Raw genomic sequence first — 15,252 nt, forward strand, 5'->3', positions numbered from 1 at the left:
TAAATATTTACTAAAGATATTTGAAGGATAACATATTAATAAAGCGCTTTCAATTATAGATTTGCGATTTTTATTTTGTTTTTGGGTAAGTTTTGGCGAGTAAATATTGTTTTAGTAAAATTTGAGTAAAAAAGAGGATGGGTTTCATCCTCTCTTTTACTAGCGCGATTCGATTGAAGCTGTTTCTTTTGAAAATATTTGCTTCATTGTTTCCCAAGCAGTGTCGAGTTGTTTATGAAGTCCAAATAAACCTGAGGTGCCGATGATGTAGATCTCATTTCCAGCCTCAGCAAGCAGCCGGAACGTGCTCTCATTACAAGAGCCGTCTACTTCAATTGAAAACGAGTATCCTCCGTGTTTTTTGATATCTTTCACCTGTTTAATTTTCTGAAGCATTTCTTTAATAAATGGCTGTCCGGCAAAGCCTGGATCGATCGTCATGATCGTCACTCGGTCTATTAAATGAATAAAGGACTCTAATGCTGCAACTGGTGTGACGGGGTTTAAAACAAAGCCAACCTCACATTTTCTTTGGTGAATATGCCGGATAATTCGAAAGGCATCTTTTTGCACGACTTCTGGGTGTAAACAAATCATCGTTGCGCCTGCATCAATACATGCATCGATTAAAAATTCCTGGGGGTGTTCAGCCATTAGATGAACATCAATCGGTAAATTTGTCAGTTTCCGAAGCTGTTCAATGAAAAAGGGTGATAACGTCAAATTCTTCACATAATGCCCATCCATCACATCGACATGGTACCGGTCTGCTCTCGTGTTGAGAAAATGAATTTGTTCACGGAAGTGCGTGAGATCCATGCACATCAATGAAGGTGAAAAAGTGGCTGTCAATCTCAGTCTCCTCCTTTTTACAGCTGAAATAAAAACTTGATCAATCCAATTAAGATTCCGATGATACCAAAGTCTGTATCTCCAAACGTTGTCCCTTCAAAGCCGAGGGTTCCGAGCACAGGTAATAAACAAGCAGGTAAAAAGGAAAGAAGCAACCCATTTACAAAGGACCCAGCGACAGCACCTCCTACCCCTCCTGTTGCATTGCCATACACTCCTGCTGTAGCACCGCAAAAAAAGTGCGGGACAAGACCAGGGACAATGACAGTTAAACCAAACAAAGGTAAAAGAAAAATGGATACGATGCCTCCTGCAAAGCTGCATAAAAAACCAATAATGACCGCATTTGGCGCAAATGGAAAAACGGTTGGCGCATCAAGTGCCGGCTTTGCTCCCTTCACGAATCGATCGGCAATCCCCTTGAAAGCAGGCACGATCTCGCCAATGGCCATCCGTACCCCTGCTAAAATAATGTACACACCAGCAGCAAACGTAATCGCCTGAATGAGAATGAAGACAGCGAAGTTCGTGCCCCCGCTAATTTGTTCTATAAAAGGAATTCCTGCAAACGGTGCAATCGCAAAGAACAGCAAAGCCATCGTAATCGAAATGGCAACAGATGTATCTCTTAGAAAACCGAGTGATTTAGGCACTTGAATGGTTTCCGTTGATTTTTCAGGAGAACCAACCCATTTGCCGATCATTCCCGCAGTAAAATAACCGAAAGTACTGAAGTGTCCGAGCGCGAGATCATTGCTTCCGGTGACTTTCCTCGTAAACGGCTGAAGGATTGCGGGTGCAATGACCATAGCTGCCCCTAATATCATTGAACCAGTTGAGATGAGCAGCCACCCGTGCATACCGGCTGTTGAGAGAACGACGGCGAGCATAGCCGCCATATACAACGTATGATGCCCAGTCAAAAAGACGTATTTAAAGGGTGTGAATCTTGCAAGTAACAAATTGACCAGCATGCCAAAAATCATAATGAGTGCTGTCTGTGTACCGAATTCTTTTTGAGCAATGGCGGCCATAGCATCTGTATTTGGCACAACCCCTTGAATGTGAAAGGCTGCTTCAAACATCTTTCGAAAAACCCCGAGTGAATCAGAGACGACTGTAGCGCCCGCCCCTAATATTAAAAAGCCCATGGTTGTTTTCAAGGTGCCTGACACAGTATCTGCGGCTGATTTTTTCTGCAAAAGTAAACCGGCTAGAGCAAATAAACCGATAAGAATGGCAGGTGTGCCCAATATATCGTTCATGATCAGTTCTATCATGATGTGAATCCCCCTTTTTCATGACTTAAATGTGTTGACGAAGGACGTCCTTAATGGCTTTCTGGTCTAACAAATTATTTAAGCCAGCCACATTTCTTGTGCCGTCATTCAGCTGGTCAATAATATCAGCTGCGCCGATATAAAGATCTGCTTGTTCATTTTTACTTGTACTGAGATCGGTATGATCCACTTCAGCTATAAGACCTAATTCTTCTAATGCTTTTTTGACATTCATTTCTACAATAAAGCTGCTTCCTAACCCGTTTCCACATACAACTAGAATTTTTTTCATTCTCTTTTTCCCCCTTTATACTTGTGAAAATTGATCAATTAATTCTTGAACCGATGCTAAATCTTCTGCTTCAATCAATTGTTTCGTCCGTTTCTCTTCACTTAACAGCATGGTCAGCTGTTTGAGTGCTTTCAAGTGGCTCATGCTGTCCATAGCGGCTAACACAATGACAAGCCGCACCTGCTTTTTGCCATCCTTTGAAAACGAAATGGGCTGTTTGAATGACATGAGTGTCATGCTCAATTTGTTCACGCCATCCTCGGGCCTTGCATGTGGAATGGCCACTTGTGGTGCAATCACAATATAAGGACCATTTTGATGAACAGACTGAATCATGGCTTCTACATAACTTGTTTCAATGGCATTTTGGTCAAGTAAAGGCTGCGCCGCTTTTGTGATCGCCTTTTGCCATGTGTCTGCTGTTTGGTGGAGCTTGATGGTTTGTTCTGTTAATAAATCGTTTAACACTGGGTTCCACCCTTTCTGATAGGATAGATATGTGGGATGAAGCAGCTCCTGAATGTCACGAAGCAGTGCTTGTTTATTTTGTACGATGGTATGCTGTTGAATGATGTTGAATAAAGCGTTTACATGCTGCTCGTCAACCATCGTTTCTAAGCCTTTCCCGTATTGAAGTAATGTTTTTTTCTCATAGGCAGTTAAAATAGGATGAACGAGATGAACTGGTTTTCCTTTAAACGTAATAGGTGTTGTGGACACAACGAAATCTGCATTAACGGCTGCTAATTCTTCATATGCACGCTTTGATAACAGCCCGCGTACTTCGATGTAGCCGATTAATTCGAGGAGCTGAGTTTTCAGCATGTTACTTGTGCCGATTCCTTCTCCGCAGACAATGTATACAGAACGCTTAACAATTGATGAAATTCCTTCTCTTCTCATCCAGCTGCCAAAATGCATGGTGAGATATGCAACTTCATGGTCACTCAACTTGGAACAGGCCGCCTTTTCTAAATGGCAGGCAACTTTTTGAGTGATTTCAAATACTTCTGGCTGTGCTTTTTTTATAGAATCCGTCAGTTCGTTGATTATACCAATGTGATAGATGAGCCTGTAATAGGCTGGAATTAAATGCATGGTTAAGTTTTGCTCCAATGCTTTTGGTTCTTGAAAGGAAATACAAGCATATCGCTGAAAGTCAAATATCATTTGTCTAGCGATGGTGCGAATGAGATGTTCTTCTGGTTTTTTAATTGATGGAAGTTTTTGTTTTTTGGCACTGAGCCAAAGGGTGCTAAGAAAATAGATCTCATCATCATGAACAAAGAGACTGGCCTCTTTTTGAATCTGCGCCATGAAACGAATAGCCGCCAAGCATTCCTCTGTTTCCTGCAATGTTCGCTTTTCTTCGTTTGAAATGTGTACAGCATACCCTAGCTTCATCCGCTTGAAGTAGAAAAAGAGATCCAAAGAGAGCTGATCCAGCATCTCATCTGCAAATTCAAGCTTAAGTTCTTGTTCTGACTGCTGGAGGAGATAGTGTACCCGTTTGGACGAAATAGGTCCCTTTAACCAAAACGACGGAAACGTTTTTTCGTTTTTTATCATTGTGCGAATGAAATGTATATAAGGTTTGAGTGCCAATCGAATGGCCCTTTCGTCTCCTAAAATCACATAGCCGCTTGCTGCCTGATAGCGGAGTGTGATCTCCTGCTTTGAAAGCGCCTCTTTTAGCTGTTTCATATCCTCGAGCAATGTATTTCGGCTCACCTTTGTCATCTTTATGAAATCATCAATTCTTAGGCAATGCTCGCTGCATGCTATGGATAAAAGCAAGATGGCCCTTCGTTCCTTTTTACATGGTTCATAATCGTGACCAACAAGAATGGTATCAGCTTTTTGAATAATGATTTCTTTTTCCAGAGGATTTAAATAATAGCCAAGTTGACCTTTTCGCTGCACACCACTAAGCTGATGAGTTTCCAGCCAGCTGTTCATTCGTTTGATTTCAGCGTAAACGGTTCGAGTCGAGACTTTCATCCGATTCTGTAAATCTTCTATTGATAGATAAGATGTCGTGTGAAGCAGCATAGATAGTAAAGTCGTGCCCCTTTTGGTTAAGTACAGTTGGAATTCCTCCTTTCTTCTCTTTGCTTATAAGTCTAATCAACTCACATGCATCAAAGAAGTCCAAATGTCTTCAGCACGTGCTGTGCAGCGATTGTGTGTTCTTTTCATAAGAAAAACACACAATTTGAGTGTGCTTTCAGGCAAAGAGTCCTTTGTCTTTTTTTAAGTGTTTGAGGACCAATAAACACAAAAAACCTTGAATGATATAAAGCCAGTCAAGGTTTTTTCACTTCTTATCATCTTTTATTTTTCCTATACGTGACGTTTAAAATTATTTTTTGTTTAAACTAAATCCGAAATCCAAATCGTTTTCAAATGAAATACAAATACACCAATCACCTTTTAATGATATAAAGTAGTGGTGCTGAGGGATATTTAAAAAATAGATTAGTAGCTCTTCTAAATGTTTTAATTCAAACTGATACCCAAACTCTGTAAGGTTATCCCCTATGTAAATTACTTGTAAGTGATTATCTAAATATTTGCCTTTTAATTCAGTTATAAATAGAAGAGCATCAGGAAGTAACGATTCATTATTTGAGCTCTTACTATAATGTTTATTGGTTTGTAACCAATCTATTTTTGAACCAGCAAAATCAAATTTTTGTTCTATTAAATCTAAATAAATTTCGGGATTTTTATGTACTTTGACACTTTTAAGAAGGTCTTTTAATTCCAAATCCTTTATTAGTTCTTCATCATAAGAAATCAATAAAATTAACCCCTTTATCTAAAATGTATTTAACTGCCTTCTTGTCAAAATTCATAGGAATCGCTGTTCCATCATTTGTCGCATTCATCATTTCGGCTTACAATGCCATTGTAGTTTGCTGCTCTGTCTCTAACAAAGAATATTCACCTTTTAAATTTTGATCGAGTTCTATTAAATCTTTAACCGTTTCTTCCGCAGCTGAGATCTACAGAAGATGGAAGTAAGATTGGTGGTTCATTGAGATTTGATTCGAAATACGACTCAGCTTCATGTATCTAATATGAGGTCTAACCAGCATTGATTATGGACAATATAGGAGTAGTCTCTCTTGTAAACTTTCCAAGATTTCTACAGGCATTTCCCGGACCTTGATATCATCGCCTAGGAAAAATAGCCAATTTGTTATTTCGGTTATTTCTTCTGAATGATTAACATTGATAAAAGTTTTTAAAATGGCTGTAGTTTGGTAAGGATTCGTATAAGAAATTGACATTTTGAAAGGATGGTATTTTTTGAACTGTGCAATTGCCTTTGGACCAAGTTCAAGGACAAGGTTGATTACTTCCTCCTGCTTACTTAGTTTTTCTAATATCTTTTTCCTGCTAAATCTATTTTTTGTAGAGTATGGTTTTACATCTGTGAGATTGTCGACAGGCAGAATCCGTTTCTTCTCTTCCTTTACATCAAAGCATTCAATCAACCACAGGCTTTTTTCACGATAAAGGTTCAAAAGGTAAATAGGATAGGACTTGATCACTTTCTCCTCTCTCATGGTAATCAGTAAATATCGATCCAAAATAAGCAATTGGATTAATTTTTCTAACATGGGGTGAGGGAGATCGGACAAATCAAGCAGATCAGGATTATTCGGGTTGGCCCCTTCAAATAGCATGAGGCGATTTAACAGAACAAGGTCATCTTGCTGGGTTTCAGAGATGAGTCCTAGTAATTTTTCAGCTAAAGACTGGCGACTCTTTAAATAAGGGAGTTGTTGGTTTCTCGTGGCCATAAAGGCAATAAAAAGAGCTTTAATCTCATTATCGGTAAAACGGACAGTTGGCAGGACAGAATTGTTCATCACAAAATATCCTCCGTCCCTTCCTACTTCTGCGACAAGTGGCATCCCCATAGCTTCAATTTCTCTGATGTCTCTAATTGCTGTCGAACGAGAGATATGAAATTCTCTCATGATTTCAGTAATTGTAAAGTTGGAGCGGTTGTTAATATACCGCATGATGGTATTAATCCGTTCAACTTTTTTCATCTGGTCCTCCTAAACAGTATCATTTTTTGACATGGTTTAAGCCTATTATATATTTATCAAGTGAAAAAAACATTTGATCAATTCACCAAAAGGAAGTGTTGAATATGGCAGATTATATACTAGAAGAAAAAGACAGCTTTCACGTGTTAGGTATTGGAACTGAACTTAAGAGTCATTACACAGACTATGCGGGCATAACGAAGGAAAAAGCAGACTTTTGGCAAGCAGTCAACCAAGAAGGTAAGCTTGACACCTTAAAAGCCATTGCCACAAATGACTATATTTTTATCGTAAACGAAGCGGTAAATAATAAGCTGATGCATTATGTCGGGGTCATGACAGAGGAATCGTTACCAGAAGCGGACAGAGTGATTCAATTTCCTAAAGGGGAATATCTAATCGTTAAAGGGGAAGCTAAAACCGCTGATGAATTGCATCAAACGCTTACTGGTATTGCATTTGGTCAAGTCTTGCCTGAAGCAAAGAATTTCGCCTATGTTGGTGGACCAAATGCAGTGGTAGAAATGGGACAGCGAAACGACTTATTACTTGGTGAGATGTGGATTCCTGTTGTACAGAAATAACAAGGATATGGAGGGATAGAAATGGCTTATATCGTTGATTTTAAACATGTGTCTACGATTGGTTTAGAGTCTTCACCTGTAGCAGAAGCACTTGCTGGCTTACGAGCGAATGAGGCTCGTTACTTTATGAACAAATATAAGCATGCATTTACAGTATTACCTGCCAGCGATAGTCAGGAGACCCTTGATTATGTAAACCGAGTGTTAAAAGAAGAACGTGAACTAGAGTTTGCAGCCAAACCTTTAGAAACGGCAAGTTTTCAAGTGGAAAATATCAAATGGACCTACGTCTTTTATGAGGATGGTCTTGCAATTAACGTCCTGTATACAGTGGATGACCCGAAAAAACGTGCTGTTGGTTTTAAGCTTTCTGAAGGGATGGAAGTACCAAAGGAATTAGAAGGAAAATTTAAATTTGCTAGGCAGAAGTCTAAACTAGCTGGAACGATTCGTGGGTCATTCTTTAAAATTAAAGGGGAATATTGAGTTGAGAAACCCTTTCTTCACTCGAATTTGTGAAACTGATTGAACAAATAAATTAAAATAATTTCCACCTTCTAAACAGAGCAGCATTCTCTATGCATTATTAGAGGATGTTTTTCTGTTTATTGTACCAACCTTATTTTCTTATGAAGAAGTTCGCCGTCAAAGCGATTAGTCTGCTATTTCACTGTTTAACATCTATACTTTTTTCAGATCTATATTCAAAGAAAATGAGGTGAAGTATCCCTCATTAAAAAACACTCACCATAAAAGCTGTGAGTGCCTAGTTTTGCTTGTCTCTATCATACGATGACCCACTCAGGAAAAAAGATCCCCATTTTATCGGTATGAAGGCCAATAAACACAAAAACCTTGAAAGGCATATAGCCAGTCAAGGTATGATAACAATAACATTATATTTAGAAGTATCAACTACTTCACCTACTGATTTATCTGAGAGAATATCATATTTGTTTTATATTTCTTTCTAATACAATAAGGCTATTTTAAAGTAACTCCACTCCAACTTGTTTATAAAATTTAACTTTTAGCCTCTCTTCTTCGCCCACGTTCATTACCATAGCTTTGTCATCTTTTTTTATACTTGTTACATTATTAAAATCACCTGTAAATACTATAGAATCATTAAATGTAATACTTAGACTACTCGTTTGCTTATATACATCTAAAGTTAAAATCACCTTGAAATTTTGGTCATCTTTGTAAGTATAAATTAATTCTCCATCATCTATATTGCCTGTTATACTCACCGGCTCACTTTGAAAAAGTTCTAATAGATCATATTCATCATACTTGATAAACATTCGTATTCATCCTTTTATTAATTATTTTGGTATAACTGTGATAACATCGCCTGCTTCATTTATAATTACTTTGACATCCCGAGTTTCATGAACAAACGTTCCACTTCTATTACCAGGTATCTTTTTCGTATTCATTATAGCGTCTTCAATAACTGAAGGTGGAATATTTCTTGGATCAACATATTTTTTGATGAAATCACTAAATTCTTTTGTTTGTGGTTTAAATCCTAATTCTTCAGCTTTTTTAATTGCTCTACTTGTTAAAGTAGCTTTTACTTCAGGAGTATCAGGTGCCATTCTTTCCAAAGCATGGTGAGAATACATTCTTCCATTTATTTTCCCTCCGCCTTTTGACATATTCCAACCAATTTCACCCGTACCCTTAACCCCCATTTTACCATGAAACCCTTTCGCTCCAAACGGCAAAAACATTCCAAGCGCCGCATTCATACTCGCTTCCTGCTGTTCTTTCGAGACCTTATTTCCAAACATATCGCGGCCTGTGATTGCTTCGCTGAAGCCGTTGGTTGCGGTGAGACCATATAAACCTTTTTGAGATGTTTTCAGGGCGTCAAAGGATTTTTGTGATGTCTTGTAGATGTCGACTGCTCTGACTGCGGCTGATGTGGCTTGGGTGGTTTTATAGACAGCCTTTCCGCCTTTGAAAATGCGTCCTGCCCAGCCAACGATTGGGATGTAACCGGCTGCTGCCATGCCTCCTGCCGCGACTCGCTGACCTGCGGTGAGTTCCTCGCCTGTGATCGGATCAACACCTGTTGCGGCACGTTTTGCATCGTTCACACCTGTCAGTTCATTGACGATATTTCCACCGTAATCGAGCGCTTTTTCATACCAAGGACGGTTGGCGAGGGCTTCTTGTTCTTTTGCGATCTCTCGGGCTTCTTCTTGTTCTTTTTTGATTTTCAGATATTCAGAAGTTTGCTTTTCAATATCGCTTTTTGCCTTGTAGATTTCGCTATTTTGATACGCTTTCTTGTCAAAATTCATAGGCGAAATCGCTTTTCCGTCATTTGTCGCATTCATCATTTCAGCGTACAATGCCATTGTAGCTTGCTGCTCTGTCTCTGACAAAGCATATTCATCTTTTAAATTTTGATCAAGCTCTCTTAAATCTTTGACTGTCTTTTTTCGTTCATCTTCCGCATCTTCTATTTTTTCATCAAAGGTTTGACTATCAAATACTTCTAGAGAAATGAGATCATCAATGTCTTGAAAAATCGTTTTGAGTGCCTTTTTTTGATCCTTTACAATGCTTTTGGCATTCTTGATGCCCATATGTACTGCGTTGTCTAAAAAGTGTTCCTCTACAAAGGTATCGCCGCCAAAGCTCGTATCATCAAGTGTCCCAGAAACACCGTCATGAAAGGCTTTTTGCTTATCAATGAAGCTGATAAACATGTCTACATTTCCAGACAGCTCTTTATAAAAGCTTTTAATGTTATCGGCACCTTTCCCAGTAAAATCATCACCAAGATTGGCAACACTTTGTAATGCCTTTTTTAAATCTACCATTTGTTCGCGGAGTTCCTGGTATTGTTTTGCTCTTGTGTCCATGGCACTTGTTAGTGCTTTTGCATCAAGTATCTTGCCCAGAAGAAGTCACTCCCTCCTATTCTTTGACAAGGCCAATTTTACCAATACAAAGTTTATCATTAAATAGGCATTAAGATACAAAAACAATACTGATTATGTAAATGAACATTGTTTCAATTGAAAAGCAAACTATAGAATTCATTAGCTCCACTTTTGTCATAACAATTATAATGTAGTTTTTAGAACAATCTTTTAAATAGAACATTTTTTTGAGCTACTCCATTATAAAAAAGAGTTATAGAGCACTTTTATGGTAAGGAAGATGTCACTAATCGAGGCAATCCCTACATGAATTAGGAATGCACTTAGAAAAAGCACACCCGCATTAGTGTACTTTTTACGATTTAGACTTAAGCAATTGAAGTTCTTGCTCCATGATATCTGCTGCTTCAGTTATAAATTGAATAATTAAGTTTAATTCTTCTGGTTTGTATTCATTTGTGAGTTCCTTCGTTGATGTTGATAAGGATCGAAAGAGTTCTTTCACCTGTGATTTCCCTGCCGTTAATGGAACGATGATAACTCTTCGTTTGTCCTTTGGGTCCTTTTCTCTTTTGGCGTAGCCCGCTTTTTCAAGGCGGTCAATAAGAGCTGTGACTGCACCTGAGCTAAGGCCTGTTTTTTCACTTAATTCCCCTGCTGTAAGGGGGCCGAGTTCATTTAATAAATCAGCTGATTTGAGATCTGTTGGAAAAAGGCCGAGTGATTGGGCGGCCGCTTGGTGGAATAAAACGGTTCGTGTGGCGAGGCGCCTCATTGTATGGATGATCTGGGTTGCTCTGTCTTCAGCCTCGTTCTTTATTGACAACTTGTTCTCCTCCCTTTAAAATCAATTTATCTTGATCATCAAGATAAATGTTCTCTTACTTTAATATTTAAGTTGATCATAGCAAAAATAAGGAGAGAACGTAAGCAGGAGGTAAATGAAATGAATCATGTGGATAAAGGCAAGGCATCCACTCGCTTTGTTGTCATCGGTTTGCTGTTAGGTATTTTTATGGCAGCGATGGACAATACCATTGTTGCAACAGCGATGGGAAGCATCGTAGCAGATTTGGGCAGTTTTGATAAATTTGCTTGGGTGACGGCTTCTTATATGGTGGCAGTAATGGCGGGAATGCCGATTTACGGAAAGCTTTCTGATATGTATGGTCGAAAGCGTTTTTTTCTGTTTGGACTTATTTTCTTTTTAATTGGATCAGCGCTGTGCGGTATCGCACAAACGATGGATCAGCTCATTATTTACCGAGCCATTCAAGGGCTTGGAGGCGGTGCCCTTCTTCCAATCGCATTTACAATTATCTTTGACATCTTCCCGCCTGAAAAGCGCGGAAAAATGTCTGGTATGTTTGGAGCTGTCTTTGGTTTATCAAGTGTACTCGGACCGCTCTTAGGTGCTATTATTACGGATTCGATCGGCTGGCATTGGGTTTTCTATATTAATGTGCCGATTGGTATTGTCAGTGTCTTCTTGATCGCCAGATATTATCAGGAATCGCTTGAACATCGTAAGCAGAAAATCGACTGGTCAGGTGCTATTACACTTGTCGTTGCGGTTGTCAGCTTAATGTTCGCGCTTGAGCTTGGCGGTAAATCGTATGCTTGGGATTCGGTGCAAATCCTCACACTTTTTGCTGTGTTTCTTGTGTTCGGTACGATCTTCTTTATTGTTGAGCGTAAAGCTGAGGAACCGATTATCTCATTTTGGATGTTTAAAAATCGATTATTTGCGACATCTCAAATTTTGGCGTTTTTATATGGCGGGACATTCATTATTCTTGCTGTGTTTATTCCTATTTTCGTGCAGGCGGTGTACGGTGAATCTGCAACAAGTGCAGGGTTTATTTTAACACCGATGATGATTGGATCAGTCATTGGCAGTATGATTGGCGGAACGATGCAGACGAAAGTGCCTTTCAGACGTCTTATGACCATCTCTGTCATTTCATTTTTCGCTGGGATGCTGCTGCTTGCCAATATGTCACCAGATACAGCAAGACTGTGGCTCACACTCTTTATGATGATATCAGGCTTTGGGGTCGGGTTCAGCTTCTCCCTTCTGCCGTCAGCTTCAATGAATGATCTTGAGCCGCGCTATCGAGGCAGTGCAAACTCGACCAATTCATTTATGAGATCACTTGGGATGACGCTCGGTGTCACGATTTTCGGGACGATTCAAACCAATGTGCTGACAAATCGTTTAGCTGATGCCTTTAGCGGAATGAAAGGAGCCCCTTCTCAAATAGGCGATCCACAGGCTATTTTCCAAGAAGGTGCCCGCTCACAAATTCCGACTGATATTTTAAATAAAGTCATCGATGCAATGTCACAAAGTATTACGTATGTATTTTTGCTTGCTTTATTCCCGATTGCACTTGCGGCGATTACAGTCATATTTATGGGAAATGCACGAGTACGTACATCAAATGAAATGAAAGAAAACGAATAATGTGAAAAAGCAGAGCAATTGCAGCTCTGCTTTTTTTCTTATTGATATAGCGGATGGGCTTTGCCCTCACTGCCAACGATTCGTATTTTCGATTGGACCATGTCTTTTGCTGCTTGTTTTGCTTTTTGTAAATACATACGCGGATCTAAGCTTTCAGGTTCATTTGAGAAATGATCACGTATGGCCTCGGAGTATGCATTTTTCAATTCAGTTGAGACATTCACCTTTGCCATACCAAGTGCAACGCATCGCTTCACATCCTCATCCGGTACAGCAGAACCACCGTGGAGAACAAGTGGTACATCGACCAGGTCCGCAATTTGTTCAATGCGGGCAAAGTCAATATCCGGCACCCCTTTATAAATGCCATGGGCAGTACCAATCGCAGGCGCTAAAGTGGGCACCCCAGTTTCTTCTACAAATTGACGGCATTCTGATGGAATGGCTTTTTCAGCATCCTTTTCATCAACGACGATATCATCTTCGACACCGCCTACCTTGCCTAATTCTGCTTCAACGTTCACCCCTACTTTTAATGCGAGGTCCACAACTTCTTTTGTGCGGCGAACATTTTCTTCATATGAGTGCATAGATGCATCGATCATAACGGATGTATATCCGGCCCTGATACAGGTGAGAATCACATCAAAGTCTGTGCAGTGATCGAGGTGAAGACCGATTGGGATTTGATATTGATCAGCCGCCGCCTTCACTGTATCTGCAATCGCTTTTGCTCCAAGAGATTGAACTGTTCCAACCGTTGTTTGCAATATCACAGGTGACTTTAATTCTGCAGCAGTTTCGAGCACCCAATAGATACTGTCAAAGGAGTGTACATTGAATGCCACAATTCCGTATTTTTCTTTTTTCGCAGCCTTAAGCATTGGTGTTGTTGAAAGTAAAGGCATGATCAAACATCCTCTCTCGTTAAAATATCCGCTTCTAATACAGCAAGCATGTCTTCATTTGTTCTTGTTTCCAGCAGTTTTTGACGTTTCGTTTCATCCATTAAGCCTCGTGAAAGGGCAGAAAGAGCCTTTAAATGAGTCGTACCTGCTTCACTTTTAGGAATCAATAAGGATAAGAAGAAAAAGCAAGGCTTCCCATCAAAAGCGTCCCATTCAATGCCTGTTTCCGTGCGGACGATCACAAGTGCTGGTTTCGTGATGGCTTCTGTTTGTGTATGCGGAATGGCAAATCCATCTTGAAAACCGGTTGTACTCAGAGCTTCTCTTTCCGCTAAGCCTTTTTTGACTTCCTCTGGTGAGGTGCAAATACCTGCTTTGTAGGCAATGTCAGCAATGGCTGCGAACACGCCAGCCTGTGAAGAAGCTGTTTCGTGAAGATTCATATAGATATGTTCCATTATTTCTCTTCCTCCCTCTTAAACTGCGGGTTTGTCTATTTTTTTACGGTAAAGTCCGTATAGAATCGCACCTACAATTGATCCGATTAGTATGGAAAGCACCCATTGGAATGCACCTGTGACAACTGGAAGGACAAGGAATCCACCATGCGGAGCTGGAACCTGCACGCCAAACAAATATGTCAATATAGCAGAGATGGCGGAACCAAACATGATAATTGGCAGGACAACGACTGGGTTTTTTGCCGCAAATGGGATGGCTCCTTCTGTAATATGTGTCGCCCCCAGAATATAGTTGATTGCCCCAGCATTTCGTTCTTGTGGCGTGAAATGTTTTCGGAAAATGGTTGTAGCAATCGCAATGATAAGTGGTGGTGTGATACATGCTGCAGACACACCTGCCATAAAGTAAAGGTTGCCTTGTGCAAGTAAAGCCGTTCCTGTAACATAGGCTGCTTTGTTAAATGGTCCGCCCATATCAAATCCACACATTGCTCCCACAATTAAGCCTAAAAGCAGCGGATTTGTGGATTGTACAGATGAGAGAAAATCCATTAAGGAATTATTTAGCCCTGTGATTGGAACCAATAGCGGGGTCATGACAGCCCCAATTAAGAAAATACCGATGACAGGATAGATGAAGATCGATTTTAATCCATCAAGTGATGCTGGTAATTTTTGAAGCAAGAATTGAAGCAATAAAATGATATATCCTGCTGCAAAACCTGCGATAATACCGCCTAAGAAGCCAGCACCTCCATCATTTGCAAGGAGCCCTCCTATAAAACCGACGACCATCCCTGGGCGTCTTGCAATTGAATCAGCGATAAATGCTGCTAAAATTGGTACCATTAAGCTGAAGCCAAGTCCTCCAATGCTTTTCAAATAGGCGGCAAACGGATGATACGTTTCGTGCTGAGGATCAGCAGAGTAGATCCCGAATAGGAAGGAAATAGCTATTAAGACCCCGCCTCCAACAACAAATGGCAACATGTGTGATACACCGTTCATTAAGTGCTTATAAATAGTGTGTATCCATTTATTTGCCGACTTTTGTTGAGAGGATGAAGGAGCAGATGGTTTCTCTGTTCCAGAAGCTCTTCCTTTCACTTGATGAACGGGAGCATCTCCATTGATAATGCTCTGAATCAGCTCAGTCGGCGTGCGAATGCCTTTGGCTACAGGCACTTCAATCAGTGGCTTGCCGTGAAAACGGTCTGTATGCACATCTTTGTCGGCTGCCACAATGACTCCATCTGCTTCCATAATGTCTTGATCGGTTAAAGCGTTTTCAATTCCTACTTGACCATGCGTTTCGACTTTGATGTCGACCCCTAGTTGCTCAGCAGCGATTTTTAATGCTTCAGCTGCCATAAATGTGTGTGCAATGCCTGTTGGACAGCCGGTTGCAGCGACAATTTTTTTACGGCTCATGTGTATT

General features: G+C 40.1%; 15 protein-coding genes and 1 pseudogene. 3 read left to right on the top strand and 13 right to left on the bottom strand.

The features are described 5' to 3' along the window. Nucleotides 1-159: 159 nt before the first annotated feature. The 7 genes and pseudogenes from alsE to NST59_RS09070 all read right to left on the bottom strand — a co-directional run bounded on the left by alsE (nucleotide 160) and on the right by NST59_RS09070 (nucleotide 6,491). Nucleotides 160-852: a D-allulose 6-phosphate 3-epimerase gene (gene alsE / locus NST59_RS09040; protein ID WP_144490453.1), complete on the bottom strand. Its 693-nt coding sequence runs from the start codon at nucleotides 850-852 to the stop codon at nucleotides 160-162. Nucleotides 853-869: 17 nt separating this feature from the next. Further along, a complete protein-coding gene (locus NST59_RS09045; RefSeq protein WP_144490452.1) occupies nucleotides 870-2,132 on the bottom strand; it encodes a PTS ascorbate transporter subunit IIC in 1,263 nt (420 codons plus the stop codon). A gap of 25 nt (nucleotides 2,133-2,157) precedes the next feature. Continuing rightward, the gene (locus tag NST59_RS09050; protein WP_047203175.1) at nucleotides 2,158-2,424 is read right to left on the bottom strand and encodes a PTS sugar transporter subunit IIB; all 267 of its coding nucleotides are present in this window, start codon (nucleotides 2,422-2,424) and stop codon (nucleotides 2,158-2,160) included. A gap of 15 nt (nucleotides 2,425-2,439) precedes the next feature. Continuing rightward, complete coding sequence (locus NST59_RS09055) at nucleotides 2,440-4,512, bottom strand: BglG family transcription antiterminator (RefSeq protein ID WP_341041012.1); 2,073 nt, start codon at nucleotides 4,510-4,512, stop codon at nucleotides 2,440-2,442. A gap of 274 nt (nucleotides 4,513-4,786) precedes the next feature. After that, nucleotides 4,787-5,227, bottom strand: a complete 441-nt coding sequence (locus tag NST59_RS09060; RefSeq protein WP_064498538.1) for a hypothetical protein — start codon at nucleotides 5,225-5,227, stop codon at nucleotides 4,787-4,789. A 34-nt stretch (nucleotides 5,228-5,261) separates the two neighbouring features. Further along, nucleotides 5,262-5,420: pseudogene (locus NST59_RS09065) on the bottom strand (T7SS effector LXG polymorphic toxin); the annotation flags it as partial. A gap of 108 nt (nucleotides 5,421-5,528) precedes the next feature. Next, entirely contained in the window at nucleotides 5,529-6,491 is a 963-nt protein-coding gene (locus NST59_RS09070; protein WP_144490450.1) for a helix-turn-helix transcriptional regulator, read from the bottom strand. Between the two features lie 104 nt (nucleotides 6,492-6,595). On the opposite strand from NST59_RS09070, the gene NST59_RS09075 reads away from it, so the two are divergent. Next, on the top strand, nucleotides 6,596-7,075 hold the full coding sequence (locus NST59_RS09075; protein ID WP_144490449.1) for a GyrI-like domain-containing protein: 480 nt from the start codon (nucleotides 6,596-6,598) through the stop codon (nucleotides 7,073-7,075). Between the two features lie 21 nt (nucleotides 7,076-7,096). After that, a complete protein-coding gene (locus NST59_RS09080) occupies nucleotides 7,097-7,561 on the top strand; it encodes a phage tail protein (protein WP_144490448.1) in 465 nt (154 codons plus the stop codon). Nucleotides 7,562-8,064: 503 nt separating this feature from the next. On the opposite strand, the gene NST59_RS09085 is transcribed toward NST59_RS09080, so the two are convergent. The 3 genes from NST59_RS09085 to NST59_RS09095 all read right to left on the bottom strand — a co-directional run bounded on the left by NST59_RS09085 (nucleotide 8,065) and on the right by NST59_RS09095 (nucleotide 10,753). Then, complete coding sequence (locus tag NST59_RS09085) at nucleotides 8,065-8,382, bottom strand: hypothetical protein (RefSeq protein WP_039179063.1); 318 nt, start codon at nucleotides 8,380-8,382, stop codon at nucleotides 8,065-8,067. A 21-nt stretch (nucleotides 8,383-8,403) separates the two neighbouring features. Continuing rightward, nucleotides 8,404-9,957, bottom strand: coding sequence for a ribonuclease YeeF family protein (locus NST59_RS09090; RefSeq protein ID WP_445285724.1), 1,554 nt, complete (start codon nucleotides 9,955-9,957; stop codon nucleotides 8,404-8,406). Between the two features lie 376 nt (nucleotides 9,958-10,333). Further along, a complete protein-coding gene (locus NST59_RS09095) occupies nucleotides 10,334-10,753 on the bottom strand; it encodes a MarR family winged helix-turn-helix transcriptional regulator (protein ID WP_247544733.1) in 420 nt (139 codons plus the stop codon). A gap of 171 nt (nucleotides 10,754-10,924) precedes the next feature. On the opposite strand from NST59_RS09095, the gene NST59_RS09100 reads away from it, so the two are divergent. Continuing rightward, complete coding sequence (locus NST59_RS09100) at nucleotides 10,925-12,445, top strand: MDR family MFS transporter (RefSeq protein WP_059377354.1); 1,521 nt, start codon at nucleotides 10,925-10,927, stop codon at nucleotides 12,443-12,445. A gap of 38 nt (nucleotides 12,446-12,483) precedes the next feature. Here the strand turns inward: NST59_RS09100 and NST59_RS09105 are convergent, their stop codons facing one another. The 3 genes from NST59_RS09105 to NST59_RS09115 are packed head-to-tail and all read right to left on the bottom strand — an operon-like array spanning nucleotide 12,484 to nucleotide 15,245. Continuing rightward, the gene (locus NST59_RS09105) at nucleotides 12,484-13,353 is read right to left on the bottom strand and encodes a class II fructose-bisphosphate aldolase (protein WP_144464622.1); all 870 of its coding nucleotides are present in this window, start codon (nucleotides 13,351-13,353) and stop codon (nucleotides 12,484-12,486) included. 2 nt (nucleotides 13,354-13,355) lie between these two features. Then, entirely contained in the window at nucleotides 13,356-13,814 is a 459-nt protein-coding gene (locus tag NST59_RS09110; RefSeq protein ID WP_106025088.1) for a PTS sugar transporter subunit IIA, read from the bottom strand. A gap of 15 nt (nucleotides 13,815-13,829) precedes the next feature. Further along, nucleotides 13,830-15,245 carry a PTS fructose transporter subunit IIC gene (locus tag NST59_RS09115; protein ID WP_039179080.1) on the bottom strand — a complete coding sequence of 472 codons (1,416 nt, stop codon included), beginning with the start codon at nucleotides 15,243-15,245 and terminating at the stop codon, nucleotides 13,830-13,832. Between the last annotated feature and the right edge of the window lie 7 nt (nucleotides 15,246-15,252).

The organism is Bacillus sp. FSL R5-0439 (assembly GCF_038008805.1).
Classification (GTDB): Bacteria; Bacillota; Bacilli; order Bacillales; family Bacillaceae; genus Bacillus; species Bacillus safensis.

Bases quoted from the DNA above. Each gene is read 5' to 3' on its own strand.
- NST59_RS09045 (WP_144490452.1), bottom strand. From the start codon at position 2,132: ATGATAGAACTGATCATGAACGATATATTGGGCACACCTGCCATTCTT.
- NST59_RS09050 (WP_047203175.1), bottom strand. From the start codon at position 2,424: ATGAAAAAAATTCTAGTTGTATGTGGAAACGGGTTAGGAAGCAGCTTT.
- NST59_RS09070 (WP_144490450.1), bottom strand. From the start codon at position 6,491: ATGAAAAAAGTTGAACGGATTAATACCATCATGCGGTATATTAACAAC.
- NST59_RS09075 (WP_144490449.1), top strand. From the start codon at position 6,596: ATGGCAGATTATATACTAGAAGAAAAAGACAGCTTTCACGTGTTAGGT.
- NST59_RS09080 (WP_144490448.1), top strand. From the start codon at position 7,097: ATGGCTTATATCGTTGATTTTAAACATGTGTCTACGATTGGTTTAGAG.
- NST59_RS09085 (WP_039179063.1), bottom strand. From the start codon at position 8,382: ATGTTTATCAAGTATGATGAATATGATCTATTAGAACTTTTTCAAAGT.
- NST59_RS09090 (WP_445285724.1), bottom strand. From the start codon at position 9,957: ATGGACACAAGAGCAAAACAATACCAGGAACTCCGCGAACAAATGGTA.
- NST59_RS09095 (WP_247544733.1), bottom strand. From the start codon at position 10,753: ATGAGGCGCCTCGCCACACGAACCGTTTTATTCCACCAAGCGGCCGCC.
- NST59_RS09100 (WP_059377354.1), top strand. From the start codon at position 10,925: ATGAATCATGTGGATAAAGGCAAGGCATCCACTCGCTTTGTTGTCATC.
- NST59_RS09105 (WP_144464622.1), bottom strand. From the start codon at position 13,353: ATGCCTTTACTTTCAACAACACCAATGCTTAAGGCTGCGAAAAAAGAA.
- NST59_RS09115 (WP_039179080.1), bottom strand. From the start codon at position 15,245: ATGAGCCGTAAAAAAATTGTCGCTGCAACCGGCTGTCCAACAGGCATT.